This is a genomic window from Desulfonauticus autotrophicus, assembly GCF_055381725.1.
Genome location: NZ_AP042395.1, coordinates 2,228,594 through 2,255,170, shown reverse-complemented (window position 1 = coordinate 2,255,170; position 26,577 = coordinate 2,228,594). Strand labels below are relative to the sequence as shown.

At 41.4% G+C, this 26,577-nt stretch carries 22 protein-coding genes and 4 pseudogenes; 8 read left to right on the top strand and 18 right to left on the bottom strand.

Going from position 1 to position 26,577, the window contains the following annotated elements; translation table 11 throughout:
• Positions 1-32: 32 nt before the first annotated feature.
• Together ACZ42F_RS12725 and ACZ42F_RS12720 are read right to left on the bottom strand one after the other, a co-directional pair.
• Positions 33-584: a GAF domain-containing protein gene (locus ACZ42F_RS12725; protein WP_464279270.1), complete on the bottom strand. Its 552-nt coding sequence runs from the start codon at positions 582-584 to the stop codon at positions 33-35.
• 4 nt (positions 585-588) lie between these two features.
• Positions 589-2,828 (bottom strand): annotated as a pseudogene (locus ACZ42F_RS12720) (vitamin B12-dependent ribonucleotide reductase).
• Positions 2,829-2,929: 101 nt separating this feature from the next.
• On the opposite strand from ACZ42F_RS12720, the gene ACZ42F_RS12715 reads away from it, so the two are divergent.
• Positions 2,930-3,331 carry a DUF3783 domain-containing protein gene (locus tag ACZ42F_RS12715; protein ID WP_464279269.1) on the top strand — a complete coding sequence of 134 codons (402 nt, stop codon included), beginning with the start codon at positions 2,930-2,932 and terminating at the stop codon, positions 3,329-3,331.
• Positions 3,332-3,410: 79 nt separating this feature from the next.
• Here the strand turns inward: ACZ42F_RS12715 and ACZ42F_RS12710 are convergent, their stop codons facing one another.
• From ACZ42F_RS12710 to ACZ42F_RS12700, 3 genes are read right to left on the bottom strand one after another with little or no spacing between them, the layout of a single operon-like run.
• The gene (locus tag ACZ42F_RS12710) at positions 3,411-4,019 is read right to left on the bottom strand and encodes a response regulator (protein ID WP_464279268.1); all 609 of its coding nucleotides are present in this window, start codon (positions 4,017-4,019) and stop codon (positions 3,411-3,413) included.
• Positions 3,988-5,937, bottom strand: coding sequence for an ATP-binding protein (locus ACZ42F_RS12705; RefSeq protein ID WP_464279267.1), 1,950 nt, complete (start codon positions 5,935-5,937; stop codon positions 3,988-3,990). Before ACZ42F_RS12705 ends, ACZ42F_RS12710 begins: the two co-directional genes overlap by 32 nt.
• Positions 5,938-5,974: 37 nt before the next feature.
• A complete protein-coding gene (locus ACZ42F_RS12700; protein WP_464279266.1) occupies positions 5,975-7,066 on the bottom strand; it encodes an ABC transporter substrate-binding protein in 1,092 nt (363 codons plus the stop codon).
• Positions 7,067-7,486: 420 nt separating this feature from the next.
• On the opposite strand from ACZ42F_RS12700, the pseudogene fdnG reads away from it, so the two are divergent.
• Together fdnG and ACZ42F_RS12690 are read left to right on the top strand one after the other, a co-directional pair.
• Positions 7,487-10,506 (top strand): annotated as a pseudogene (gene fdnG, locus ACZ42F_RS12695) (formate dehydrogenase-N subunit alpha).
• Positions 10,507-10,517: 11 nt separating this feature from the next.
• A complete protein-coding gene (locus ACZ42F_RS12690) occupies positions 10,518-11,249 on the top strand; it encodes a 4Fe-4S dicluster domain-containing protein (protein ID WP_464279265.1) in 732 nt (243 codons plus the stop codon).
• A 53-nt stretch (positions 11,250-11,302) separates the two neighbouring features.
• Here ACZ42F_RS12690 and ACZ42F_RS12685 read toward each other — a convergent pair whose 3' ends face one another.
• Positions 11,303-11,878, bottom strand: coding sequence for a MarC family protein (locus ACZ42F_RS12685; RefSeq protein ID WP_464279264.1), 576 nt, complete (start codon positions 11,876-11,878; stop codon positions 11,303-11,305).
• Positions 11,879-12,014: 136 nt separating this feature from the next.
• Here ACZ42F_RS12685 and ACZ42F_RS12680 point away from each other — a divergent pair, with 136 nt between their 5' ends.
• Positions 12,015-12,209: a hypothetical protein gene (locus tag ACZ42F_RS12680; protein ID WP_464279263.1), complete on the top strand. Its 195-nt coding sequence runs from the start codon at positions 12,015-12,017 to the stop codon at positions 12,207-12,209.
• On the opposite strand, the gene ACZ42F_RS12675 is transcribed toward ACZ42F_RS12680, so the two are convergent.
• Complete coding sequence (locus tag ACZ42F_RS12675) at positions 12,204-13,028, bottom strand: MBL fold metallo-hydrolase (protein ID WP_464279262.1); 825 nt, start codon at positions 13,026-13,028, stop codon at positions 12,204-12,206. The genes ACZ42F_RS12680 and ACZ42F_RS12675 overlap by 6 nt on opposite strands.
• Before the next feature lie 94 nt (positions 13,029-13,122).
• On the opposite strand from ACZ42F_RS12675, the gene ACZ42F_RS12670 reads away from it, so the two are divergent.
• The 4 genes and pseudogenes from ACZ42F_RS12670 (at position 13,123) to ACZ42F_RS12655 (ending at position 17,973) form a co-directional block, all read left to right on the top strand.
• Entirely contained in the window at positions 13,123-14,001 is an 879-nt protein-coding gene (locus ACZ42F_RS12670; protein WP_464279261.1) for an STT3 domain-containing protein, read from the top strand.
• An 83-nt stretch (positions 14,002-14,084) separates the two neighbouring features.
• Positions 14,085-15,257, top strand: a complete 1,173-nt coding sequence (locus ACZ42F_RS12665) for a hypothetical protein (protein WP_464279260.1) — start codon at positions 14,085-14,087, stop codon at positions 15,255-15,257.
• Positions 15,258-15,280: 23 nt separating this feature from the next.
• Positions 15,281-15,832 carry an AmmeMemoRadiSam system protein A gene (gene amrA / locus ACZ42F_RS12660; RefSeq protein ID WP_464279259.1) on the top strand — a complete coding sequence of 184 codons (552 nt, stop codon included), beginning with the start codon at positions 15,281-15,283 and terminating at the stop codon, positions 15,830-15,832.
• Positions 15,833-17,973: pseudogene (locus ACZ42F_RS12655) on the top strand (RelA/SpoT family protein). It abuts the gene before it with no gap.
• A gap of 20 nt (positions 17,974-17,993) precedes the next feature.
• Here ACZ42F_RS12655 and ACZ42F_RS12650 read toward each other — a convergent pair.
• The 11 genes and pseudogenes from ACZ42F_RS12650 to ACZ42F_RS12600 all read right to left on the bottom strand — a co-directional run bounded on the left by ACZ42F_RS12650 (position 17,994) and on the right by ACZ42F_RS12600 (position 26,573).
• On the bottom strand, positions 17,994-18,239 hold the full coding sequence (locus tag ACZ42F_RS12650; RefSeq protein WP_464279258.1) for an FKBP-type peptidyl-prolyl cis-trans isomerase: 246 nt from the start codon (positions 18,237-18,239) through the stop codon (positions 17,994-17,996).
• Positions 18,236-18,418, bottom strand: a complete 183-nt coding sequence (locus tag ACZ42F_RS12645; RefSeq protein ID WP_464279257.1) for an FKBP-type peptidyl-prolyl cis-trans isomerase — start codon at positions 18,416-18,418, stop codon at positions 18,236-18,238. Before ACZ42F_RS12645 ends, ACZ42F_RS12650 begins: the two co-directional genes overlap by 4 nt.
• 123 nt (positions 18,419-18,541) lie before the next feature.
• Positions 18,542-18,988 (bottom strand): DnaJ family domain-containing protein, encoded by a 447-nt coding sequence (locus ACZ42F_RS12640; protein WP_464279256.1) that lies wholly within the window; start codon positions 18,986-18,988, stop codon positions 18,542-18,544.
• A complete protein-coding gene (locus ACZ42F_RS12635; RefSeq protein WP_464279255.1) occupies positions 18,922-20,352 on the bottom strand; it encodes an RtcB family protein in 1,431 nt (476 codons plus the stop codon). The genes ACZ42F_RS12640 and ACZ42F_RS12635 overlap by 67 nt, the downstream gene beginning before the upstream one ends.
• A 10-nt stretch (positions 20,353-20,362) precedes the next feature.
• Positions 20,363-20,785 carry an archease gene (locus tag ACZ42F_RS12630; RefSeq protein WP_464279254.1) on the bottom strand — a complete coding sequence of 141 codons (423 nt, stop codon included), beginning with the start codon at positions 20,783-20,785 and terminating at the stop codon, positions 20,363-20,365.
• 47 nt (positions 20,786-20,832) lie between these two features.
• A complete protein-coding gene (locus ACZ42F_RS12625; RefSeq protein WP_464279253.1) occupies positions 20,833-22,212 on the bottom strand; it encodes a B12-binding domain-containing radical SAM protein in 1,380 nt (459 codons plus the stop codon).
• A complete protein-coding gene (locus ACZ42F_RS12620) occupies positions 22,157-22,921 on the bottom strand; it encodes a tetratricopeptide repeat protein (protein WP_464279252.1) in 765 nt (254 codons plus the stop codon). The genes ACZ42F_RS12625 and ACZ42F_RS12620 overlap by 56 nt, the downstream gene beginning before the upstream one ends.
• Position 22,922: 1 nt before the next feature.
• The gene (gene hisG / locus ACZ42F_RS12615; protein ID WP_464279251.1) at positions 22,923-23,801 is read right to left on the bottom strand and encodes an ATP phosphoribosyltransferase; all 879 of its coding nucleotides are present in this window, start codon (positions 23,799-23,801) and stop codon (positions 22,923-22,925) included.
• Positions 23,801-24,174: pseudogene (gene hisI / locus ACZ42F_RS12610) on the bottom strand (phosphoribosyl-AMP cyclohydrolase). The gene hisG and the pseudogene hisI overlap by 1 nt, the downstream one beginning before the upstream one ends.
• A 27-nt stretch (positions 24,175-24,201) precedes the next feature.
• On the bottom strand, positions 24,202-25,242 hold the full coding sequence (gene rlmN, locus ACZ42F_RS12605) for a dual-specificity RNA methyltransferase RlmN (protein ID WP_464280270.1): 1,041 nt from the start codon (positions 25,240-25,242) through the stop codon (positions 24,202-24,204).
• Positions 25,239-26,573, bottom strand: a complete 1,335-nt coding sequence (locus ACZ42F_RS12600; RefSeq protein ID WP_464279250.1) for an HD domain-containing protein — start codon at positions 26,571-26,573, stop codon at positions 25,239-25,241. Before ACZ42F_RS12600 ends, rlmN begins: the two co-directional genes overlap by 4 nt.
• Positions 26,574-26,577: the final 4 nt, after the last annotated feature.

Sequence of the window (26,577 nt, the reverse complement as noted above, 5' to 3'; positions counted from 1 at the left end):
TTCTGTATAAGTGAGTTCCAGTTCCTTTTGTTTTAGTTTGAGTCGTTCAGAAAGACTTTCCAGCTTTTCTTTTCCTCTTCCAGTTGATGAAAAAGACAGGAATTTTCTATTAAAAGAGAAAGCAAGGAGGCATAATCCTTGAGCAAGTTAAAATCAGACTGGTAAAAGAAATTTTGCTCCTTGTGGTCAGAAACATTTATAACTCCCACCACTCCCCACTTTCCCTGCAAGGGCACACACATAAGAGAACTGGTGTCATAGCTTCCCTTTCTAATTTTATCCTTAAAACGCACAGAGCGTTTCACATCTTTAAAGTAAACACTTTCTCCAGTGGTAAATACATGTCCAGAAATGGTCTCAGGGTCAATGTCCACTTCCAAATTCAAGATTTTAGGATTGGTGGAAGCAACAATTTTGGCTTTGTTTTTTTTCCTGGTTTTCAACATAATTGAGCCCTGTCTGGCCTTGATTTTCTCCAGAATCAAGACCAGACTGGCCTGCATTTTTTCACTCAAGGAATACTTGGTGTCTGTTAAAAAATAAATAATTCGTCTTAAAAAACCAAGTTCAGCCTTAAAATCCATTTATCTACCCACATTTGGTATAGCCACACTCTGTACACAAAAAGCAACCTTCCTGAAAGGTAAGTTCTTGACCACACTCTGGACAGGTAGGCCTATTTAAATCATTGGCCCTTGCATCAGGATTAATCTTTTCTCCCCTGAGGTATCTATTTTCCAGCACCCAGGCCACAGCATCAGGGATAGAAAGCAAAAGACCTTTTTCTGAAAAACAGGATGCTCTCCTCCTATGCCTTTTAACTGTTTGACAATTTCTCTCACCTCTATGCCAGAACGCAAGGCAAGGGAAACTAAACGGCCAATGGCCTCAGCCTTGGCCGTAATGGAGCGGCCAGACCTACCTATGGTGGCAAAGACCTCAAAGGGCTTTCCATCCACTTCATTTACGGTCAAATAAAGGGTGCCCAGTCCAGTTTGCACCTTCTGGGTAAAACCATAAATAACCTCTGGTCTATCTTTTACCTGAGAAGTCTTTGTCTCCCCTTTATCTTTTTTTGTTTCTCCTTCCCCTGTGCAAAGCACCTGAGAACTTTTACATCCATCCCTATAAACAGTAACTCCCTTACAACCCAGTTCATAAGCCAGCCAATAAATATGCCAGATGTCTTCTTGAGTGGCAGAATTGGGCAAATTTACAGTCTTGGATACAGCATTATCGGTATATTTTTGAAAGGCAGCCTGCATTTTTAAATGATATTCGGGCTCAATATCCATGGCTGTAACAAAAATATCTTTTAGTTCTTTATCAATAAAGTCCAGATGCTGAATAGAGCCTTTTTTGGCTACTTCTTCCATAAGTTTGGGACTATAACTACCTGCCTCTTTCATTGCAGCTTCAAAGTAAGGATTTACTTCCACCAGGGTTTCTCCATCCATTACTTTGCGCACAAAGGAAAGGGCAAATAAAGGCTCTATGCCAGAAGAACAGCCTGCAATAATGGACAAGGTGCCAGTGGGAGCAATAGTGGTAGTAGTGGCATTGCGATAGGGGCCTAAGTTCTTTTCCTTATACACAGATTCCTCATAGGCAGGAAAAGGTCCTCTTTCTAAAGCTAATTGCTTAGAAGCAGCTTTGGATTCACTTTGAATAAATTTCATCATTTTCTCAGCAAGATTCAAGGCCTTTTGACTATTATAAGGAATTTTTAACTGAAAAAGCAAATCAGCCCAACCCATTACTCCCAGACCAATTTTTCGATTTAAACGCACCTTTTCACTAATCTGCTCAAGGGGATACTTAGAAGCATCAATGACATTGTCTAAAAAGCGCACACTTAGATGTATTGTTTCCTTTAAGCCTTCCCAGTCAATATCCTGCTTGTCTGGAAGATAAAACTTAGACAGATTGATAGAGCCCAGATTACAGGCTTCATAGGGAAGCAAAGGCTGCTCTCCGCAGGGGTTTGTACTTTCTATTTCTCCCTGCCTGGGAGTGGGGTTGTCCCGATTAATTCTATCCAGGAAAATAATTCCTGGGTCGCCACTTTCCCAGGCCTTTTGAACTAAAAGGGAAAAGACTTCCCTGGCTCTAAGTTTGCCTTTGACCTCTCCTGTATGAGGGGCAACAAGCTCATACTCCAAATCATCTTCCACAGCCTGCATAAACTTTTCAGTCAGACCAACAGAAAGGTTAAAGTTGTTTAAATCTCCATCCCTTTCTTTGGCCCGAATAAAATCCAAAATATCAGGGTGATCTATTCTAAGAATCCCCATATTGGCGCCACGCCTGGTACCACCCTGTTTTACCTGCTCTGTAGCAGTATTGAAAATCTTCATAAAGGAAAGAGGACCAGAAGCCACTCCCCCGGTAGAGCCCACTCTGCTGTCTTTAGGTCTAAGCCTGGAAAAGGAAAAACCTGTCCCTCCACCAGACTTATGGATAAGGGCAGCATACTTAAGGGCATCAAAAATTTCTTCCATGGAATCCCCAACAGGCAAGACAAAACAAGCAGCCAGTTGTCCCAAGTCTGTACCTGCATTCATCAGAGTAGGAGAGTTAGGTAAAAAGCGAAAAGAAACCATTAAATCATAAAAAATTCGGGCTAATTCTTTTACTTTGTAAGGCGAGTTGGTATATTTTTCTTCTTCCAGGGCAATGGCTGAAGCCACTCTCCAGAAAAGGCCCTTAATATCTTCAACAGGCTCTCCATCCAGCCCCTTTCTTAAATAGCGTTTGGAAAGAACTATTTTGGCATTCTCATTTACTTGTGGTTCCACTAAATCCTTTGGCATTTTGATTTTTTTCATCTAGATACCCCTTTGCACGATTTACTTCCGGGGTAAGTTAGCTTACTTTGCACCCAAGGACAAGAAAATCTTAAAATACTCTAAAAACGAGGAGTTAAGCCATGAAAGGCCAAATGAGTAAAATAAGCAAGGGAGAAAAGAAAGTTTTTGGACCAGCCAAGGCCCTGGTCTGCGGTTTTGCTCCTGCTAAATTGCCTCAACTTTCCCAGTTTTTCCAAGAATTTGGGCTCCAAACTTTAGGGGTAGGCTTAAAACATAAAAGTGAACTCATAAAAGACATTGTAAACCAAGAAAACCTGGACCTTACAGATACGGAAAAACTCCCACCTGCAGTTATTTTAGGGGGAATCAAGGAAAAAGATTTACACCTGCTTTTACAAAAATGGCCAAGTCTAGGATTAGGACAGCCGCTTTTTGCCGTTTACACTCCTCATTCCTGGGAATGGACTTTAGCTTACCTCTTAAAACACCTCTTAGAGGAAAGAGCTAAATTTCAAGGTTAGAAGTTTATAAGTATTTAAATTAAGTTTATCTTTTGAAAAACCTGCTTAAAATGTGCAGGTAAATTGATAAACTCCAGGGCTATCTTTTTTCTTTTGCCTCTTTGCCTATTTTAGAAAATAGAGATATCCCAGCACCATTTATGCTCACTCTGGTAGAAAAGTAAAATCTCACCTTTGTTAATGGTAGTTCACTTAATTCTGTCCAGATATTTTCCAAAAACCTGTAAGTATTGCCATCTACAGAGCCATCTAGGTAAACCCTGGCTTCTTCTCTTTCCACCTCATAATGAAAATTGTTTTTTTGCTCCCGCGCAATAAGTAGCCTTTCCTTGGCCCTCTTTAAAGACTTTTCTATATCTTCCTTACCAATGGGCTTATTTAAAAAGTCAGTGGCGTCCAGATTCAAAGCCTTTACGGCCAGTTCCACATCTCCATGACCGGTAATCACAATAACCTCTGTATCTGGCTTTATTTTTTTAATTTCTCTTAAAACCACCATGCCATCAATACCTGGCATTTTTAAATCCGTTAAAACAATATCTGGAAGATATTCTTGAAAAAGTTTTAGGCCTTGCTCTCCACTACTGGCCAGCAGGGCTTCATAGCCAAAAATCTTTAGATAAAGGTCAAAAAGGCGCAAAGTACTTTCTTCATCATCAATGACTAAAATCTTTTCCCTTGTTTCCATTTTCCACTACCTCTAATAAAGGTAAATAAATTTTAAAAATTGCCCCCTTCTCCCCACCTTCTAAAAGAATTTCTCCGCGATGATCCTTAATGATACTTTTCACAATAGCCAATCCCAACCCCATTCCTTTTCCTTTTCCTTTGGTGGTAAAAAAGGGCTCAAAGAGTTTGTGTTTATCTTCTTCTCTAAAACCTATTCCGTTATCCGCAATAAATAGAACAACCCTTTTCCTTTCCTCATAGGTGGCGATGTGAATAACTCCTTTGAAATCCTCTTCCTTTCTTCGTTCCAAGATAGCGTCCCGGGCATTGTTTAAAAGATTGAAAACAACCTGTTGCAACCTATTTTCATAGCCTAAAATAGAAGGTAACTTAGGACTTAAGTCCAACTTAAACTCAATATCACTTAAACTAAACTGCTGTTTTAAAAGAGTAAGCACTGCTTCAACCACCTTATTTAAATCCACTCTCTCCGGAAGAAGGGTGGATTTGCGGCTAAACTGCCTCAAGTTATTGATAATGTCTGAAGCCCTATCCACCTGTACGCTAAGTTCCCTGGCGACATTAACAATCTCTTCTTCACTTAGCTCTGTATGCTGGTGAGTGTGGACATAGGCAAGTAAGTCCGCTCCCATTTTAATGGCATTTAAAGGCTGGTTTAATTCATGGGCCATACCTGCGGCCATTTCACCCAGGGCTTTCATTTTACTGGCCTGAATAATCTGGGCATCTTTTTCAATCATATCCGTAATATCCACACAGGAAAGGATTACAGCCTGCTGTTGTTCATAACTAATGGGACAGGCATGCACATTTACAAAAAAGGGCTTTTGATCCCTAGTGTAGTGAATTATTTTGCTCAAGTAAATATACCCTTCGTTAAAAAGAGGAGAATCTTCACTTAAAAAATCCCTGGCTTCTGGCCAAAACTCCAAAAAAGACTTTCCCCTCATCTCCTTGACTTCAAAATTATAAACTTCACCAGCTCTGGGATTGACATCCAGAATACGCAAATCATCCCAACTAAGCACAAAAATAGGATCAGGGCCACTTACAAAAAGAGAACGATACTTTAACTCTGATTCCTTTAATTTTTGCCGATAAAGACGGATACTCCAAATCATATTGCTAAAGGCATAGGCAAGTTGAGAGACCTCATCCCCTGCTTCCTGATGATAAAAAATACAGGTTTTACACCTTCTCTTGGTACTTACTTTACCTCCACTTACTCCCAATTCATCTAAGTGCCAACAAGGAAAACGATGGTCCCTAAAGGCAGGACAGTTTTTTCGTACCCGTTCATCACCTTCCATATCCACCTCAAAATTACCTTTACTTACCTCCTTAGCCACATTGGTAAGTACTTCCACTGGTCTGGTAATACTCAAAGCCAGCTTGTGCGAGAGCCAGAAAATAAACACAATCACCAGGGAAATAAAACCCAAAAAAGTAACGCGCAATTTGGCAATCAAACTATCCACATGAGCTTTATTCAAGCCCACATGGACACTCCCAATCTCATAAATCCCCTCTTTTACAGGAGTCTTAATATCAAAAACTTCTCTACCAGCTATTTTTAATAAATTAACCCTTTCTGCCTTCTTTTGCGCAATAAATTTCTGTAACTCTTCTGGGAAAGGTTGTACAAAGGTATGGGATATAACTTCATTCTTTGCATCAACTACAAATATATAGTCTATTAAATCTCTTCTCTCTTTTAATTTGGCTTCATCAAAAATAAGAGCCAGAAGCAAGGGATAGTTTTGATCTAAGATATACCCACTTCCCCTTTCAGCAATACTATGGCCAATGGCAAATCCACGCTTTTTTAATTCTTCCGTTAAACTGGAAACCAAAATCGCCCTAGCCAGAAAAGCAATGGCCACACTGATTAGAAAAATTACTAAAATAATGGACAAAAATATTTTATTTTTTAAAGATAAGGTTTCTAGTTTTTTATTTATTTTTTTTAACATCTGGTAATAACTCTGACCAATTGTTAATCAATCTAAACTTACTGTCCTTTAACAGAGTAAAATAAATCTTATCCAATCCCTGATGGTCCTTATGTCCAAAATTAAGAACAAGTCCCTGCCCTAAATCCAGATTTTTAATGGATTCAATTCCAGCAATAAGACTTTTACGAGTGGGGGTGGGACCAGCCCTACGTAAACCTTCTACCATTACCCTGGCAGTCACATATCCTTCCAGACCTACAAAGTTGGGCTCATCTTCAGGATAATATTTTTTTAAAAGAGAAGTATACCCCTCTTTGGTAGAAGGAAAAAATTCTGGTGGAGGCACAACCTGAGACATAATCACTGTTTGCTTTAGGTCTCCTATCCTCCTAGCTAACTCATTGGCTCCCACAAAGGATACTGCATAAAATAAAGGACTTTTCCCTTGCGCTGTGGCCAGACGAATAAATTTACTGCAGGGCTCATAGGTACCTACCAGAACTACTGCTTCTACCTCCTGACTAAAAATGCGTTCAAAAGCATCTTCCACCTCTAGGGTCCCTCGAATATAACTACCTCTAGCAACCGGGGTTAATTGGTAGTGCTGCAAGGCCAGTTCTGTACCAGTAAGGCCATCAAAACCATAGGCATCATACTGGTAAAAAATGGCAATTTTAGTTAAACCCAAATCCTTTACCATATGCTCAATGGCCTTACTGGTTTCCTCATAATAAGAAGGCCTAATATTGATTAGCCAGGGATTAAAGGGCTCTCTTAGGGCATTAGCACCTGTAAACATACCCACTAAAGGGATTCTGGCTTCTTCAATAAAGGGTAAGACCTTTAAAGTAGTAGGAGTGCCCACATAACCAAACAGAGAAAAGACCTTGTCTTCCACAATAAGTTTTTGGGTATTGTAAAGACATTTAGGCGGGTCATAGGCATCATCATAGGCAATAACTTCTATCTTCCGCTTCCAGACTCCACCCTTCCCATTAATTTCATTAAAATAAGCTAAAGCCCCTCTTAAAAATTGAGTCCCCAGATAGCCAGCATGCCCACCCAGGGCCAAAGAAGAGCCTAATACCACCTTATTTTCATAAACCCCGCACTGCTAACACCAATTCTCCCTTTGAGGCTGTTCCCAGGAACAGCCACTTCCCCCTAAAACCAGCCCCCAAATTCCCACCAACAGATATGCCAATTTTGACATAATAACCTTAAAATCTTTTTCTAACACTTAAACTCACCATTTTTTAGAAAAAATTAAGAAAAATTAAAAAAAATTAAACAATTAAAACAAAAATATGCGTTGGATTTTTATCCAATTTTCCAGCTCAATTTTAAACTTTTTTTCCAAAAAAATAAACACATTAAAAAAAAGAAGCCTTTATTTTTGTGAACTTATCCTCTTTTTTGACTTCCCTTATAACTTTTTAAATTCCGTATATAACGAAAAAAAGTTTAAGTAAATGCGTTTTTAAACCTTTAAATTTAAAAGGAGGGGTTTATGAAACTTGGCAGGAGAGAATTTTTAAAGCTCTCCACAGCAGCTACTGTAGCCACTGCCTTTGCAGGGCTAGGTTTTAATCTAAAACCTACAGTAGCCAGAGCTCAGCTTTTAAAGCTGAATTGGGCTAAGGAGAGCACTTCCATCTGTTGTTATTGTGCTGTGGGATGTGGACTTATCGTACACACCGCCAAAGATGGTTCTAATCGCATTATCAATGTAGAAGGCGATCCTGATCATCCCATTAATGAAGGAGCCCTTTGCGCCAAAGGTGCTGCCATTTCTCAACTGGCAGAAAACAAAAATCGCATCACAGCCCCCTTATACCGTGCCCCTTACAGTGATAAGTGGGAAGAAAAGTCCTGGGAATGGATGTTAAACACCATTGCCCGCCGTATTAAAGATACCCGAGACAAGACCTTTGCCAGAGTCAACAGCAAGGGACAAACTGTAAATCGCTGCGATGGATTGGCCTCTGTGGGTTCAGCTGCTTTGGACAATGAGGAATGCTGGATTTATCAGGCTTTTCTGCGCAGCCTTGGCCTGGTGTATATTGAACACCAGGCACGTATCTGACACAGCGCCACTGTAGCGGCTCTGGCAGAGTCGTTTGGACGCGGTGCGATGACCAATCACTGGATTGACATTAAAAACAGTGATTGTATTTTGATTATGGGTTCCAATGCTGCAGAAAATCACCCCATTTCCTTTAAATGGGTAATGCGGGCCAAGGAAAAGGGTGCCACTTTAATCCATGTAGACCCAAGGTTTACCAGAACTTCAGCCAAGGCAGATATCTATGCTGCTATCAGGTCTGGAAGTGACATTGCCTTCTTAGGTGGACTTATCAATTACATTTTAGAAAACAAGCTCTACTTTAAAGAATATGTGGTCAATTATACCAATGCCTCTTTTATTGTGAACAAAAAATATGGTTTTAAAGATGGGCTTTTTGCAGGTTTTGACCCCAAAACCAACAAATACGACCGTTCTTACTGGCAATTTGAACTGGATGAGCAGGGCAACCCCAAAAAGGATCCCTCTTTAAAGCACAAACGCTGTGTCTTTAATCTCCTAAAAAAACATTATTCCCGCTACACCCTGAAAAATGTCTCCATGGTTACAGGCATTCCCAAAGAAGACCTGCTTAAAATCTACAAAGCCTATGCTTCCACTGGAAAGCCTGATAAGAGTGCCACCATCATGTATGCCATGGGTTGGACCCAGCATACTGTAGGTGTACAAAACATCAGGGCTATGGCCATGATTCAGTTACTCCTGGGCAACATTGGGGTTGCTGGCGGAGGAGTAAATGCTCTAAGGGGCGAGTCCAATGTACAGGGCTCCACTGACCACTGTTTACTCTATCACATTTTGCCTGGTTATCTAAAGACTCCACGGGCTTCTCTGCCCACCTTGGAAGCTTACAACAAAAAATACACCCCAGTAAGCAAAGATCCCAAGAGTGCCAACTGGTGGCAAAATTATCCCAAATATTCAGTAAGTTTGCTTAAGGCCATGTACATGGATGCTGACCCCAAAGACGCCTATTTTTGGCTGCCCAAACTGGATGATGGTCAAAATGCCTCCTTCCTGGCCCTCTTTGACGAAATGTTAAAAGGCAAATTCAAGGGATTCTTTGCCTGGGGACAAAATCCAGCCTGTGGCCTGGCCAACTCCAACAAGGCCAGAAACGCCCTCTCCAAGCTGGACTGGATGGTAGTGGTCAATATTTTTGACAATGAAACTGCTTCTTTCTGGAAAGGACCTGGCATGGATCCTGGCAAGGTTAAGACTGAAGTCTTCTTCCTGCCCTGTGCAGTTTCTGTGGAAAAGAAGGCTCCATTACCAACTCAGGTAGGTGGATGCAATGGCGCTATGCAGCCAGAAAGCCCATGCCCAACACCAAGGGAGATGGAGACATCATCTGCGAACTGGTCAAAAAGGTAAAGGAATTGTACAAAAAAGAAGGAGGGGCCTTACCTGAAGCTGTACTCAATTTAAGTTCAGAAAAATGGGTAAATGAAAAAGGCGAGTACGACCCCCATGCCATTGCCAAGATAGTAAATGGCTACTTCCTCAAGGATGTGGAAGTAAAAGGCAAAAAGTTTAAAGCTGGCACTCTAGTTCCCAGTTTTGCATATCTTAAAGACGATGGTAGCACCTGTTCTGGAAACTGGCTCTACTGTGGCTCCTATACTGAAAAGGGCAATATGGCGGCCAGAAGAGACAAAACTCAAACAGAGATGCAGGCCAAAATCGGCTTATATCCCAACTGGAGCTGGTGCTGGCCTGTAAATCGTCGTATTCTTTACAACAGGGCATCTGTAAACCTCAAGGGTGAACCCTATGCTCCTCAAAAGCCAGTAATCCGCTGGAATGGTGAAAAATGGGAAGGAGATGTTCCAGACGGTGGTTGGGCCCCTGGCACCAAGTACGCCTTTATCATGCGCAAGCATGGTTTTGGACAGATCTTTGGACCAGGAAGAGTAGATGGTCCCTTCCCCGAACATTATGAACCTCTAGAGTGTCCTTTCCCCAAACATCCTTTCTCTAAACAACTGCACAATCCTCTTGCTCTTACTTTTGATACAGACTTTGAACGCCTGAAGTCCTGTGACCCACGCTATCCCTTTGTGGGTACTACCTACCGAGTCACTGAGCACTGGCAAACAGGGGTTATGACCAGATGGCAACCCTGGTTACTGGAAGCTGAACCTCAACTCTTTGTGGAAATCAGTCCGCAACTGGCTGAGTTAAGAGGGATCAAAAACGGGGAAAAGGTGATTGTGGAAAATGCTAGAGGTAAAGTAGAGGCTGTGGCCATGGTTACCTCCAGGATAAGACCCTTTAAGGTCATGGGACAAACCATTCATCTGGTAGGCCTGCCCTGGCATTTTGGTTGGGTACATCCTAAAGATGGTGGAGATGCTGCCAACCTGCTCACTCCTTCTGTGGGTGATCCCAACACTGGCATACCAGAAACCAAGGCCTTTATGGTCAATGTAAGGAAAAAATAAGGAGGTAAGCCATGGAAGGAAAAAGCTTTTTCATAGATTTAACCAGATGCACAGCCTGTAGAGGCTGTCAAATCGCCTGTAAGCAGTGGCATAAATTGCCAGCTGAAGAAACGCATAACTGGGGCAGTCACCAGAACCCCAAAGACCTTAGCTTTATTACCTATAAACTGGTCAGAATGCAGGAAGTAGTGGAAAAGGGCAAACTAAAGGCCTGGCTCTTTTTTCCTGAACAGTGCAGGCACTGTGTAAAGCCACCTTGTAAACAGGTAGCAGACATGACAGATGAAGAAGCCATCTTACAGGATCCTCTAACTGGAGCAGTAATCTATACTGAAAAGACCAAAAATCTAGACTTTGAAGAAATTCGCTCTGCCTGTCCTTACAACATCCCCAGGCAGGATCCCAAAAGCAAAGTCATCTCCAAATGTGACATGTGCATAGACAGGGTGCATAATGGATTACTACCTGCTTGCGTAAAGACCTGTCCCACTGGCGCCATGAACTTTGGTAGTCGCGAAGATATGTTAAAACTCGCTAAGGAACGCCTGATGGAAGTGAAAAAAATCTATCCAGAAGCCAGCCTAGGAGATATGTCTGAGGTGAGAGTGATTTATCTCTTCCAGACCAAACCCCAGGCCTACTATACCTATGCTATAGCTAGCCTGGATAACCCCAGACGCTACAGCCGTAAGGATATGCTGGCCAAGCTCTTTTCACCCCTAACCAATATGCGGCTTGGATAGATTACCCTCCTCCAACCGCTTAATCCAGGGAAGGTTAATCCTTCCCTGGATTTTTAATTAAAATAACTCATTATCCCCTTACGAATAATCATAACCGAAATGGCTGCCAGAAGCAGGCTGGAAAGCTTAGAAATGGTCCTGGCTCCATTTTTACCCAGGATTCTATACACACTTCTGGCAAACCAGAAGACCAGACCAGCCAAAAGCACATTTAAGGCCACGCCTATGGCTGTGGGCCAGAAACCATACTCATTCATGAGCAACAAAGAAGTGGTCAAAAGCGCAGGCCCGGCAATAATGGGCACTCCCAGGGGCACAGGTCCAATATCTGAAGCTTCCACTCTTTTTTTCTTTTCCACAGAAATCAAATCTACTACGGACATAATCAGCAAAAGTAATCCACCAGAAACCATAAAATCCGCCACAGTTAAGCCTAAAAGCCTCAAGATATAAGTGCCGCCCAGCAAAAAAAGCAAAGATACCACCAAAGCGGTAAACACAGACTGGATGGCTACCTGCCTAAGCTTTTCCAGAGACAAATCTTGAGTCAAAGCCATAAATAGGGGTAAAATACCCAGAGGGTCCACTGCAATAAATAGAGGCACAAAACACAACCAGAAACTTTCCATCTATAACTCCTTTGGCAAGATTATTTAATTGCTAAAAAGACCTAAAAAAATATTGACAGCTAAAAATTAAATCCTTATTTCGCCCCCTGTTGCTGACTTTAAAGCTTTTTCAACCAAATTAAGGAGAAATAACCTGATGAAAGAATTAGTATTTTTTATGTCAAAACAAAAAGTTGCCCCTAAACAAAGTATTCCTTTGCCTCCTTTAGGCATGTTTGTAAAAGAAGCACTTCTCAAAATCTTAAATTTTGGTTTAACTCAAATTAAAAAACAAAAAATGTTTTTTAATTATTATTCTTATCTTACAGATAAAAATAACACTCTTTTATAATATTACTTTTTGTCCTTGTCTTAGAACCAGGGAATTTATTCCCTGGTTTTTAGTCCACAAATCAAGTTTTTTAGTCAAATTATAAAGGTCTTTATCCGTCCTTTTCTGGTTATGATGCATAAGAGCTAACATTTTAGGTCTACTCTTTTCAGCTAAAGCCAAAACATCTTCCAGTAAAGAATGCCCCCAACCTTTAGTTTTTTCATACTCTGACTTTAAAAACTCAGCATCATGCACTAACAAGTCTACGTCTAAACAAAAATCAACATAAGCAGCAAAATCTTTTGCCCCTACATGTTTAAATCCAAGCTCATTATCGGTAAGGTAAACAAAAGACTTTTCTGCTAAACTAAATTTATATCCCACTCCGCCGTTGGGATGAGAGAGAGGAATGGTTAATACCTGCAAAGATCCAAGATGAAATTCATCTCCCACTTGCCTTACAGAAAATTTATCTTTAACCAGGGCTTTATCTACTGGAAAATAAGGAGAAGAAAAAAGATGTAAAAGGGTCTGCAAATTACCCTTTAAAGACCTGGGCAAAACAAGTTTTAGGTGAAAATCCTCAAGATATAAAGGAGCAAAAAAAGGAAGTCCTAAAATATGATCCCAGTGAAAATGGGTATAAAAAAGGTAAACTTCCTTTTTGGGCCTAGCGAGTAGGCGTTGCCCCAACTCTCTTATACCTGTTCCACTGTCAATAATAATTTCTTTATCTTCCAGGGAAATCTGGACACAAGGGGTATCTCCCCCAAATTCAGAAAAGTCCTTTCCACTAACAGGAATCCCTCCTCTTACTCCCCAAAAGGTTATTTCCAACTTTCTGCTCCTTATTAAAATTCTTCTGCTTGCTTTGTCCCTACAATTACATTAGTTTTAAGCCCAAGTCCTCGTCAAGCAAAAGGAGTTTTTAATGGAACTAAAAAAACGCCAGGAATTTATATTTCTAAGTTTTATTTTTCTTATTACCTACTTGTTAGGAGTTTCTCTAAGACTTTGGGAAGCCAATTTTTGGAATAATCCTGCCTATTACCTGGATGGTGAACCTTTAATGGCTACCCACGATGCTTACGCCTGGCTGGCTGGCGCAATAGACGTGGGGAGATTGACCGGACGCCCCATGTCTTTACTCCTTAAATACCTGAGCCTTATCACTGGTATAAAGGTAGCCACTTTAAACTTCTGGCTACCTGCCATTATAGCTCCTCTGGCCTGTCTACCGGTTATCCTTATCTGCAAACTCTTTGAACAAGTTGAAGCAGGACTTTTAGCTGGCAGTATTACTATCCTGGGCAGTGGCTATCTTTTACGGACCCGTCTTGGCTACGGTGATACAGACATCTTAACCCTCTTTTTACCTTTGAGCTTTTGCTGGGGACTAATCCTTTGGTTAAAACCCTTTTTCCTTTATTTTAATAAAAAGTTAAACCCTGTTAAAGATAATCTTGAAATTAAAGACGCTCTTATAGCACCACTTATTACTGGTTTAATCTTAAATTTTTACTATTGGTTTTATCCCAGTGCCTATCCCATTATCATGTACACCCTACTTTTTACTCTTTTGCTTGCCTATCTGTTTCTTCCTAAAGCAACCTTTAAACAGCTTCTACCAGGATTTATCCTTATCTTTGCCCTGGGCTTAAATGGTATTTATGGATTTATTGTCAGTTTAATCTTTATTTATCTTTTCTATTTTTCTAACTCTACCCTAAAAAAGAATAAATTACTTTTACTTTATTTTCTTTTAAGCCTGGTGATTTTCTTTTTCGCTTTAAATTGGGAGGTATCTTAGAACTAATTAAACCTGTTTTTAATTACGTCAAATTATTTCCTTTTCTAGTCAGTGATAAATATTCTCTAAAGCTTCCCGCAGTAATGCAAAGTATTAGAGAGGCCCAAAGCGTCTCTTTTAGCCAGCTCATAGCCAGAGTGGGCTTAACGCCCTATATCTTTTTCCCCGGGCTTTTGGGGTTTTTACTTACTGCTTATTTTCGGCCTCTACTTTTAATTTTTCTTCCCCAGCTTTTGCTAGCCCTTTTGTCCTTTAAACTGGGAAATCGTTTTACCATGTATGGTCCTCCCATTATAGGCTTGGGCCTTGCCCTGGGAGTAGGTTTTATTTTTCAAAAAATCAAAATAAAACCCCTTATCCTCTACTTGCTCTTAACCCTTTTCTTTATTTTTCCAGTTACTGCTCTGGTGAAAAACTTGCGCCCCAGTCCAGTATTGCCCAAGATTTACGCCCAGGCCCTAAAAGAGGCCAAAACCATCTCCTCTCCCAAGACCTGGTTCTGGCAGTGGTGGGATTACGGTTATGCTGCTCAATACTATACCCAGAGAAAAAGCTTTGGAGATGGTGGCGCACATGAAGGACCTTATCTTTATCCCCTGGCTCTGGTACATACCACTTCTTCTCCTCTGCAGGCCAGCCAGGTAATAAAATACGTAATCAGTGATGTGGAAGAACAAATAAGGGAAATGCAAAAAAATGGAACCAAACCTCAAAATCCCGGGAGCAAAGTCCTTTACTGGCCGGCCAAGGTCTTAAAGCACCTGGATGAAATGGGTCCAGAAAAGGCTCAAGCCTTTATCAACTCCTTAAGAAGAAAAGAGCTTACCTTTGCTTCTGACCTGCCAGAGCAATACCTGGTCTTTTCCTGGGAAAACTTAAACCTTAGTTACTGGATAAGCTACTTTGGTCAATGGGATCTTCTCACAGGTACTTCTACTCCTGGAAAAATTAAAACCCTGCAAGGCAAATTACATTTAGACCTAAACCAGGGCACTTTAAACATTAAGGGAAAACGCTTACCTATTTTAAAAATCCTTTTAATAGGAGAAAAAGGGACCAGGGAGCTTTCCTGGAATAGGCCCAAGGGGCTTTATCTCATCTTCAACAGCTTTTTAAACAATATCAAGGCCATGGATAGCACCATTTATAATTCTTTAATGGTCCAAATGCTCTTAAAAAACCCCAAACTTTTTGAACCCTACTTTGAACTGGTTATTGACAAATCTCCCTGGGTGCGAATTTATAAAGTAAGGTAATCTTTTACTTAGAGAGGATTAAAATGCAGGATTTTAGCTTTACCCTTACGGCTGAAGAAAAAAAATATCTCAAGGAACTGGTTAAACTTGCCTTATTAGAAGAATTTAGCTCCAGACCTGTGAGCTATCCTTCTCCTCCTTCTGCTAAATTGGAAGAAAAGTTAGGAGTTTTTGTTACTCTTAAAAAAAAGGGGAACCTAAGGGGTTGTATAGGACAGATTGTGGGTCAAAAGCCTCTATGGCAAAGTATTATTGAAATGGCCAAGGCTGCAGCCTTTGAAGACCCCAGGTTCACTCCAGTACAACCAGAGGAACTGGAGGAACTGGAGATAGAAATTTCCCTTTTAAGTCCTCTTGAACCAGTAAAAAATCTGGAAGAAATAATCCCAGGAAAGCACGGTATATATCTACGCCAGGGTTTTCATTCTGGCTTACTGCTTCCGCAGGTGGCTACAGAATGGGGATTTGGACGAGAAGAATTTTTACAACAGACCTGCCTTAAAGCTGGCCTTAAACCCAACTGCTATCTGGACCCCAAAACAGAAATTTATATTTTCCAGGCAGAAGTATTTTAAATGATTAGAATAACAGAAATTATTGAAAAAGCCAAAACCTATCTGCCAGCTAAAGATATTGCCCTTATTCAAAAGGCCTATGTCTTTTCTGCAGCTGCCCATGCTGGCCAGATGCGCTTAAGTGGCGAGCCCTATCTTTCCCATCCTCTGGAAGTAGCCAATATTCTGGTAGAACTTTATTTAGACGGACCGACTATTGCAGCGGGTTTGCTTCACGATACTGTGGAAGACACTTCCACTACCCTGGAGGAAATAGAATCTCAATTTGGCTCTCAGGTAAGCAAAATAGTAGCTGGCGTAACTAAAATTAGCAAAATCAACTTTTCCTCCAAAGAAGAAGCCCAGGCAGAAAACATTCGCAAAATGATTTTGGCCATGGCTGATGATATTCGGGTAGTATTGGTCAAGCTGGCTGACAGATTACACAACATGCGCACTCTGGAACACCAAAAACATATCAAGCAAAAGCTTATTGCTCAAGAAACCCTAGAAATTTATGCCCCTTTAGCGAATCGTTTAGGCTTATATAAAATAAAAGTAGAACTGGAAGACTTAAGTTTAAAATACAGTAAACCAGAAATTTATACGCAAATAAAAGAAGGGATAAAAACCCATGAAGTAGCTGGAGATAAATACATAAATAAGGTATGTAAAATCCTGGAAGATATTTTAAACAAAAATAAAATTAAAGGGAGAGTAAGTGGCAGAATCAAGCATATCTATAGCATCTATCACAAGATGGAAACACAGGGGCTTACTTTAGACCAGGTTTACGATATAATTGCCTTTAGGGTAATTGTTTCTTCTATAAAAGAATGTTATGCTGTCTTAGGCCTGGTTCACGCCCTTTGGAAACCTGTTCCTGGCAGGTTTAAAGATTATATCTCCATGCCCAAGGCCAACATGTATCAAAGCCTTCACACCACAGTTATTGGTCCAGATGGAGAGCGGGTGGAAATCCAAATTCGTACAGAAGAAATGCATAAAATAGCTGAGTATGGTGTAGCTGCCCATTGGAAATATAAAGAAGATGGGACCCGCATAAGTGAAAAGGATGTGGAAAAGTTTTCCTGGTTACGCCAAATTCTGGATTGGCAAAAAGAATTAAAAGATCCCAAGGAATTCATGGCCTCCCTGCGTTTTGATCTTTTCCAGGATGAAGTATATGTATTTACCCCCAAAGGAGAAGTAAAGGAGTTGCCAGAAGGAGCTACTCCTATAGATTTTGCCTATCTCATTCATTCTCAGGTAGGCGATCACTGCGCAGGAGCCAAGGTAAATGGAAAACTAGTACCGTTAAATACTCCTCTAAAAAACGGAGATACTGTTGAAATTATCACTGACCCCAACAAGCATCCTTCCAGGGACTGGTTAAAATTCGTCAAAACAGCCAAAGCCAGAACCAGAATCAAACACTGGATTCGCAATGAAGAAAGAGAAACCAGCATTGCCCTGGGCAAAGAAGTGCTGGAAAAAGAAAGTAGAAAAATGGGTCTTAACTTTCAAAAACTCCTAAAAGAAGGCAACTTTTTAGAGGTGGCCCAGGAATTTTCCTTCAAGAGCGAAGAAGACCTTTTTTCTGCTGTAGGTTATGCCAAGATAACCCCTCGTCAAATCCTCAATCGTTTTCTACCCAAGGAAGAGCCTTCAGAGAAAAAGAAAAGGAAGAAAGCGTTCAAACTTCTTCCCTGGGCGTAAAAATAAAGGGCATAGGAGATGTCTTAATCCGTTTTGCCAAGTGTTGCTCTCCTGTACCAGGAGACCCCATAATTGGCTATATTAGCCGGGGACGGGGGGTTACCATTCATACTCTAGATTGCCCCAATGTGAAAAGAATGGAACCAGAACGGCAACTGGAAGTATTCTGGGCCACAGAAGTCCAAAATACCTTTCCGGCAAAGATAAAAATTCTCTGTGACAATAAAAGAGGAGTCCTGGCTAAAATAGCCCAGGCTCTTATGGAAACTGAAATCGATATAGACTCAGGCTCTTTTTATTCCAATGTAAATGGAAAATCAGAAATTCTTTTAACCTTGATGGTGGAAAGCACTTCCAAGCTCTATAAAGCTATTGCCACTCTCCAAAAAATACCTGAAGTAAAGGAAGTGAGCAGACTAACTATGTCTAAAAGGAGAGGATAAAATCCTCTCCTTAATTTCACTTAGGCAGAAACCAATTCAATCTCAAAAATAAGGTCTTCTCCAGCCAGGGGATGATTGGCATCAATGGTCAGAGAATCTTCTTTTACCTCTACAATATAGGCAGGGAATTCGTGTCCCTCTGGATGTCTGAGCAAAACCTGTTGTCCCACTTCTCTGGGAATATCTGCTGGGATATGCTCATTGGGAATATCAATTAAAAGGTCATCCCTTTTGGGACCATAAGCTTCAGCACAAGGAATGGTCACTGTCTTTTTTCTCCCACTTCCATTTCAGCTACAGCTTCTTCAAAACCAGGGATAACCTGTTGGCTGCCAATAACAAAGGATAAAGGTTCTCTTCCTTCAGAAGAATCAAAAACAGTACCATCTGTTAACTTACCTGTGTAGTGCACAAAAACTTCTGTGCCGGGTGCAATTCTAGCCATAAAAACAAATCCTCCTATTTTTTTAGGCCTTAAAATCAGGCTCTTTTGACTTAATCCAAACTTTTAATCATTTTTAGTTTTATGTCTAGGCTCAATTTCTGAAAAGTTAATTTTTCTTTTTATCTACTTACTTTTATTAACTTTTATTTTATTAATCACCTTTTCAAAATAAACCTGGTTATATTCTAAATACACAGGTCTTTTTCTCTGGAGGTTTATCTTGGTGATTAACAGGTTTAATTTTTGCAATTGTCTATATTTTTCCTGTTCATCTGTAGCTTGTTCCAACAATTCTAAAGTTGTAGTTATTTCCTGTTGCGTACTCACCTCCTCTGGCAAGTAGCCACTATTTTTCAAAATCTTATAGGCAATCTTAAGGTCTGCCGGAATGTTGGCATCCTCTTCCAGGTTCAAAGGCTTACCCTTGCCAGGCAGATTATCCAGCTCTCCCTTTTCCAGGGCTTTTTTTATCTTTTCTTCTGCCAGTTGAACAAAGATATCCATTACCCCTTGACCACCACCACTGGCTCTAACCTGGCCACTTTTTCCACCAATCCCACCTGGGCGCAAACCTCAACCACCCTAGTTACATCCTTATAGGCCAGAGGCGCCTCTTCTGCCAGACCTCGCCAAGAATGACCTCTGATTACAATTCCCTTCTGGGCTAGGCTGGCAATAAGCTCTCTGCCCGAAAAGCTTTTTTTGGCCTGGTTGCGGCTCATAACTCTTCCTGCTCCGTGACAGGCCGAACCAAAGCTAAGTTCCATCCCCTTTTTAGTACCAACCAGAACATAAGAAGAAGTGCCCATACTTCCGCCAATAAGTACAGGTTGACCTATGGGTCTATATTTTAAAGGCAGTTCCGGATGTCCTGGACCAAAGGCCCGGGTTGCTCCTTTACGGTGCACAAACAAAACTCTTTTTTTACCCTTTACCTCATGTACCTCTTCTCTACAGGTATTATGAGACACATCATAGAGCAAAGGTAAAACTTCAGAGCCAAAAATCCTTTTAAAAACCTCTCTTACCCAGTGGGTAATAATCTGCCTATTAGCCAGAGCACAGTTTATGCCTGCTCGCATCGCCCCCAGATATTGCTCTCCTAGCTTAGAATAAATGGGAGCAAAAGCCAGCTCTCTATCTGCTAAAAAATAGCCACTTTTTTTCGCTGCCAGAACCATTTCTCGCATGTAATCTGTGCCTATTTGATGCCCAAGTCCTCTGGAACCACAGTGAATACTTACCACCACCTGATTTAAACTAAGCCCCATTAGTTGAGCCTTTTTTACATCGTATATTTCCTTTACCACCTGCACTTCCAGATAGTGATTGCCAGAGCCCAAAGTACCCATTTCAGCTTCCTGTCTTTGCTTGGCCTTGGCAAAGACAAAGTCTGGCCTGGCTCCTTGGGCCACTCCCTTTTCCTCTATAAACTCCAAATCTTCTTTTACTCCAAACCCCTTTTTTACTGCCCAGCTAGCACCTTCTGACAATAATTTATCCATTTCTTTTAGGGAGAGCTTTAACTTTCCCCTAGAACCCACTCCAGCCGGAATAGTCCTAAAGAGTTCATCTGCCAGCAATTCTTCTCTAGCTTTTAAATCTTTTAGACTTAAAGGAGTACGCAAGGTCCTAACCCCACAGGCAATATCAAAGCCTACTCCTCCCCCGGAAATTATTCCTCCTGCCCCAGGGTCAAAGGCAGCTACTCCTCCAATGGGAAAGCCATAACCTGAATGTACATCAGGCATGGCCAAGGCCGCACCCACAATACCAGGCAAGCTAGCCACATTTACAAGCTGGTGAATGACCTTATCTTCTAAGTCAGCCAGAATATTCTGGTCAGCAAAAATCCTGGCTGGCACCTGCATCAAGGCTTCTACCGGATATTCATAAATATATTTATCTACTTGTTTTAATTTAGCTTTCAACATAAAACAACTCCTACACATCCAAGACACACTGTACCCAATAGCCTTTTCCTTTTCTTTTTACCTTTAACTCATGCCAGGAAACACCCTTTATTTCCACAGCTGGCTTGTGTTTCTCGGGTTTTATCTTTTCTCCCTTCATCTTTGCTTTTAAAAAAAACTGGTTTTCTTTCTGCTCCAAAAAGACTTTTACTTTTCCAAACAACATCTTTTCTCTGGCCATAAAAAACACCACTTCATTTAAAAAATCAAAAAGTAAAAATTCCTCATCTGGAGAAACAACTTCTAGCCTTCTCTCTTCTCTAGGCTCTATCAGGTCCAAATCGGTTTGCACTGCTACCAGGCCTAAGGCAGCTTCTTCTAAGGCTTCTTCTAAGCTATCCCCCCAGGCCCTCACTCCAATATCAGCTGGATGGGAAAACAGTTCAAACCCCAAATTTTCTCTCCTTAAACTGGGTGCTAAAGACTTTAAGCCAGCTAAATTTAACTCTTGATAAGGGCTTTGAGCTCACCAGCCTTTTCCCAGGAAAATCCCCCAGGCACGCAGGGCCAGAGGGAATTGTTTTGAAACAAGGGCTCTTCTTCCAGAGGAAAGGGCGAGCATTGTCTGGCCCAGGTAAAAATTTTGGTCCCTGGAATGGGGGAAAAATAAGCCAGTTCAGGAGTTATTCCCCATTTTTTCACAAATCTAATGGCTTCTTTCACTTCCCCTTCCTCTTGCCCGGGCAAACCAAAAAGCACATAAGCCTTAATCCACTCTTTTTTAAACCCTGCTTGCAAAAGATTTCTAACCCCTCTTTCCCAGTGTTCCAGACTAAGCTTTCTATCCAGACGAGAAGAAAAATTGGCACTTTCTAAACCTAAACGCACAGTCTTTAATCCTGCCTGAAAAAGTTTTTTACAGGTAGGCAGGTCTAAGTAGCGTAAGTGCAGGGCATTGGGGGTGTGTAGATTCACCTCCAACTTCTTTTCTATTATATAATTAAGAAAGGGAAAAAGCCAGTGTTCGGGATTTACCAGCAGGGCATCATCATAAAAGGCAAAGTTTCTAACTCCCTTTTCATATTCTAAAGAAAACTCTTTTAAAATAACTTCAAAACTTCTCTGCCAAAATCCAGCATAAAGTTTATTGCTGGCACAATAATCACAGTCAAAAGGACATCCCCTGGAGCCTAAAAGCACAGAAAACTGCGCTTCTGGATAAAGGTCCCAGGGAAGGAGCAAATCTTCTACACCAGATAAGGAAGGTGGAGATACACCCAAAAGTTTCCACAGGGCCTGCCAGTTCTTAAGTTCTTCTACTCTTCCCTTTACAACCAAATCCGCCCCTGTTTTTTGGGCATGTTCAGTACATAAGGTTGCATAGATACCTCCCAAAACCACAGGTATTCTGGGCCAAATCTCCTTGACCAGATGAAGTAGGGTAATAACTCCAGGATACCAATAGGTCATGATAGAAGAAATCAAAACCATATCCGGCGGTGGAGAAATCTTTTGCAAGGCCACCTTTACCGCCTTATAATCCAGGCCATAACGGGAAAAGTTTCTGGGAACAGTAAATAAAAAAACAGGCTTGGGCACCTTTTTCTTGGGATAATGTCCCTGGCCCCACTTTTGCGCTTGGGGCCAGGGATAATCTGCCCAGGTTTTATCCAGACAATCTAAAAGGGCAACCTTGGCTCCTGCCTGGCGCAGCAGCCCTAAGGTCCATAACAGTCCTGCTGGTCTGGACCAAAGATTAAAGGCTGCAAAATCATAAATCCAGGGATTTAAACCCAAAATTCGAGGAGCATCTTTTAATTTAGACTCAGGGCAAGAACTCCAGGTAATCTCTGGCCACTTTGCTCTCTTGGCTTTTGGCATGATTTTTTATTATTTCCTTAAACCATCTCTTGGCTTGCTCCTCTTGTCTCAGGCGCAATAAACTTTTGGCATATTCCAGAACAATGGTTGGGTTATCAGGACGAGCTTCTACCCCCTCCTCTAAAACCTGGTTTGCTGCTTCCACCTGGTCTTCTTCGTTTAAAAGCTGGGCCAAAAAGAGATATGCCGGGACATAGCGCCAGTTTTTTTGGATACTAAGTTTAGCATACTTCTTGGCTTGAGCCCTATCTCCCTCTTCTCTATATAGCCTGGCCAGGTTAAGAGCAGGAAACTCTGGAGTCCTATAGGTCAGTAAACCCAGGGCCTTTTGAAAACATTCCTTGGCCTGCTGAGTCCGTTTTAATCTAAGATAAATAAGCCCCAGATTGTTCCAGGCTTCTCCATAATTGGGTTTAAGCTTGACTGCTGCAAGCATGCTTTTTTGGGCCAGTTCTGGCTCTCCCAGGGCCATGTAAACCAGGCCTAAGTCAAAATGATAGCGGGAATATCCCCTGGCCTGAGGCTCAACTTCCAAAAGTTTGTTCAAGGCTCCGCGGGGATTATTATCTAAAAGATAGCGCTCTGCCAACTCCAGATGAATGAGTAAAGTTTCTGGAATAGCCTCTTCCTTGTTTAAAGAAGAGGTTTTGGCTGCACAGCCAGCTAAAAACACTATAAGGATAACCCCTAAAAGCCACTTTTTTTTCATTTTAAATCACCTTATTTAAAGAATATTCAATAATAGCCTCTGCTCCTTTACTCAATAACAAGGGAATTAAATCTCTAACCTGGCTTTTCTCCACTACAATTTCCACTGAAAACCAATCTGTATTATAGAGAGAAGCCACTGTAGGAGCAGTCATGGCGGGCAAAATACTCATAATCTCGGACATTTTGTCTTTGGGCACATTCATCTTTAAAGCTACCAGCTTTTCTGCTCTTAAGGCTCCCTGCAAAAGGGTATTGATAATTTCAATTTTTTGCCTTTTCCAGGGATCCTCCCAGGCCTTTTTATTGGCAATAAACTGGGTATTGGTCTGCAGCACTTCTGCAATAATTCGTAAACCATGGGCCTTAATAGTGGTTCCGGTTTCAGTAACTTCTACAATGGCATCACAAAGTCCTTCTACCACCTTGGCTTCAGTGGCTCCCCAGGAAAATTCCACATCCACAGGAATTCCAGCCTGCTCAAAGTATTTTTTGGTATAATTCTTTAATTCAGTGGCAATTTTCTTTCCAGCCAGATCCTCTGGACGCTTGTAAGGGGAATCTCCAGCCACGGCCAAAACCCAGCGAGCCGGCCTATTGCTGACCTTGGAATAAATAAGGTCAGAAACCACCACTACATCTGATTCGTTTTCTAAAATCCAGTCCTTACCTGTAAGCCCGGCATCCAAAATCCCTTCTTCCACATACTTAGACATTTCCTGAGCTCTACACAGGGAACACTCTAACTCGGGATCGTTTATCTCCGGGAAGTAGTTGCGGTGATGCTCAGTAATCTTCCAGCCTGCCTTGGCAAAAAGTTTAAAAGTTGCTTCCTGTAAAGAACCTTTGGGAATGCCTAATTTCAAAATCTTTTTGCTCATTATTTGTACACCTCCTTGGGATCAAAAACTTTTTCTGCGCACACTTCCAACTCGCCTTGTTCCTTTACCCTGCGAAAAAAACAACTCTTATAGCCTTCATGGCAGGCAGCACCGCCTACTTGCTCTACCACATACAAAATAGTATCCAGATCGCAATCAAGCCTAATCTCCTTTATTTTCTGCACATGCCCGGAACTTTCTCCCTTATGCCAAATTTTTTTTCTGCTTCTACTATAGTAGTGAGCCTCTTTGGTTTGCAGAGTTTTTCCCAGGCCTCTTCATTGACATAAGCCAACATCAAAACTTCCCTGGTTTCTACGTCCTGCACAATGGCTGGAATAAGACCATTTCCTTTACTAAAATCTGGTTTCAATCTTCCCTCCCTCAAAGAAAATTAAACTTATTCTAATTCTGCAGCCCTGAGCTGCCCACAGGCAGCCAAGATATCCTGGCCCTTACTTTTCCTTAAAATGGCAGTTAAATTATTGGCCCACAGGACCTTTTCAAAGGCCAAAATTCTATCCTCTTCTGGGCGCTCATACTTACTACCTGGCCAGGAATTATAGGCTATTAAATTTATTTTACACCTTAGGCCCTTTAAAAGCTTTGCCAACAACTGAGCATCCTTGGGAGTATCATTTATCCCTTTCAGCAAAAGATACTCAAAGGTAATTCTTTCTCTCTTTTCCAAAGGATATCTCTTTAAAGCCTGCAACAACTCAGAAAGAGGCCATCTGGCAGCTTTGGGCATCAACTTTTCCCTTAATTCTTGAGTAGGAGCATGCAGGGAAATAGCCACTAAAGCCAGCTTGCTTTGACCAAACTCCTCTAAAATCCCCTTTATACCCACACTGGATAAGGTAATCCTCCTTCTAGAAAACCCCAAGCCCTGTTCAGACCTTAAAATCTCCAGACTCTTTTTTACTTCTGCCCAGTTCAAAAGGGGTTCCCCCATGCCCATATAAACCACATTGCGCAAAGGAATTTCCACGCCCTGCCTCAACAAAAACTGCCTGCCCAATACCGCCTGACCAGCTATTTCAAAGGCTTTTAGGTTGCGCTTAAATCCCATGGTTCCAGTATGGCAAAACTTACACCCCAAAGTACATCCCACCTGAGAAGAAACACAAAGGGTGTAATGGTCTTTTTCTGGAATAAGCACACTTTCAATATACTCTCCATCCTCTAAGCGCAAAAGGAACTTAAAGGTATGGTCCTTACTTCTAAGCCACTTCACAATGGTGGGCCACTCCAGGGAAAAGGAACCAGCCAAACTCCTTCTTAAAGTCAGGGAAAGGTTGGTCATGAGACTAAAATCACTTACGCCCTTTTGCCACAACCAGTTCCAGATCTGCTTGGCTCGAAATCCCCTTTCCCCTTGAGCCAGACACCACTCTTCTAGCTCAGCCAGAGTTAAGGACAAAATATTGGGCTTAGTTATGAGAGTTTCTCCTTTTTGGCATAATTGCGCACAAATTCTACAGCCTCTTCTAAAGAAGAAACATCCCCTCTAATCTGGGCCTGCAAAAGGGCATCCCGAATAACCCCAACCAAAGGTCCAGGTTTAATGCCTGTATATTCCATAATCTGATGTCCATTTAAAAGCGGCTCCAGCAACTCTTCACTAATATCTGCCCTTTCCAGCATCTTTAAATTGTGGTTAAATTCTCTATAACTGCCGTTTCTAGCCTTAAGATCAGCTCTAACCATTTCAATTAGTCTGGGATACTCATCCAGACTCTTAAAGCGTCTAATCCCTTTATCTGTAAGCATAAAGTGAAAGCGCATGTGATTTTTGACCAGATGACAAACCAGATCAATATCCCTGGGTGGAAAGCCTAGACGTTTTAAAATCTTGCGAGTTATTTTGGCTCCAACTTGATGATGCTGATAAAAGGTGATTTGACCATTGACCACTTCTCCAGTGTAGAGTTTGCCTATATCGTGGAAAAGACAGGCCAGGGTCCCATACCAGTCATAGGGCAATTCCTCTGGATAGTGTTTCATTACCTCCAGGGTATGCTCAAAAACATTTTCCTCGCCTTCTTCAGGATTTCTAATTTGCTTTACCCTACTTAAAGCAGCCAGTTCAGGAATAAGGCCATGTAAAATCATGGAGTCAAAAAGTAGCTTGACAAAGAGCCACATGTTTTCAGCTTCTACTTTACGCCATTCATCCATAATATCTGAGACAGAGACATAATCAACAACTCGCCTGGCTGAACGCACAATAGCCAACCAGGTATTATCCTCAATGGGCAAGTTATAATTGGCAGCAAAGCGTAAGGCCTTTATGGCTTTTAAATAATCCCTTTTAAGGTTCTCATCTGGAATCCCTTTTAAGGCAATAACTCCAGTATCCAGGTCTTCAAAACCCTCAAAAACATCTCTGGAGCGAGGAATATAGGGGCAGGCCAGATAAAAAGGTAACTCCCCCTTGGCTTCCATTTCCTTAAGCAATCTGGGGGTTAATTTGGCCACACTGGCCTCTGTATAAGAAGCTTCAATGGTATCTGCAGGATAAAAGTGAAAAGTAACTTCCCCTTCTTTTAAACAGGCAAAACTGGATTTGGCCAAGGGTGGACTTAAGTTAGGAAAAATCTTCTCCATTTCTTTTGGTTCCATATCCGTGCAGATATCTATATCTACTTCTTCTAACTCTTCCTGTCTTAAAGCTCGCTCATGTAAAGGAACATTTACAATATAAGCTTCATAGCCGTTACGCATAATGGTTTTACATACAGAAATAGCATCTTTTAGTGGTTGAGGCATTTTG

Coding starts and splice junctions, on each gene's coding strand:
- amrA (WP_464279259.1), top strand. CDS start 15,281: ATGCAGGATTTTAGCTTTACCCTTACGGCTGAAGAAAAAAAATATCTC.
- ACZ42F_RS12600 (WP_464279250.1), bottom strand. CDS start 26,573: ATGCCTCAACCACTAAAAGATGCTATTTCTGTATGTAAAACCATTATG.
- ACZ42F_RS12685 (WP_464279264.1), bottom strand. CDS start 11,878: ATGGAAAGTTTCTGGTTGTGTTTTGTGCCTCTATTTATTGCAGTGGAC.
- ACZ42F_RS12635 (WP_464279255.1), bottom strand. CDS start 20,352: ATGTTGAAAGCTAAATTAAAACAAGTAGATAAATATATTTATGAATAT.
- ACZ42F_RS12620 (WP_464279252.1), bottom strand. CDS start 22,921: ATGAAAAAAAAGTGGCTTTTAGGGGTTATCCTTATAGTGTTTTTAGCT.
- ACZ42F_RS12725 (WP_464279270.1), bottom strand. CDS start 584: ATGGATTTTAAGGCTGAACTTGGTTTTTTAAGACGAATTATTTATTTT.
- ACZ42F_RS12680 (WP_464279263.1), top strand. CDS start 12,015: ATGAAAGAATTAGTATTTTTTATGTCAAAACAAAAAGTTGCCCCTAAA.
- hisG (WP_464279251.1), bottom strand. CDS start 23,801: ATGAGCAAAAAGATTTTGAAATTAGGCATTCCCAAAGGTTCTTTACAG.
- ACZ42F_RS12715 (WP_464279269.1), top strand. CDS start 2,930: ATGAAAGGCCAAATGAGTAAAATAAGCAAGGGAGAAAAGAAAGTTTTT.
- ACZ42F_RS12690 (WP_464279265.1), top strand. CDS start 10,518: ATGGAAGGAAAAAGCTTTTTCATAGATTTAACCAGATGCACAGCCTGT.
- ACZ42F_RS12670 (WP_464279261.1), top strand. CDS start 13,123: ATGGAACTAAAAAAACGCCAGGAATTTATATTTCTAAGTTTTATTTTT.
- ACZ42F_RS12710 (WP_464279268.1), bottom strand. CDS start 4,019: ATGGAAACAAGGGAAAAGATTTTAGTCATTGATGATGAAGAAAGTACT.
- ACZ42F_RS12665 (WP_464279260.1), top strand. CDS start 14,085: ATGCAAAGTATTAGAGAGGCCCAAAGCGTCTCTTTTAGCCAGCTCATA.
- ACZ42F_RS12645 (WP_464279257.1), bottom strand. CDS start 18,418: ATGGCTAGAATTGCACCCGGCACAGAAGTTTTTGTGCACTACACAGGT.
- ACZ42F_RS12625 (WP_464279253.1), bottom strand. CDS start 22,212: ATGCCAAAAGCCAAGAGAGCAAAGTGGCCAGAGATTACCTGGAGTTCT.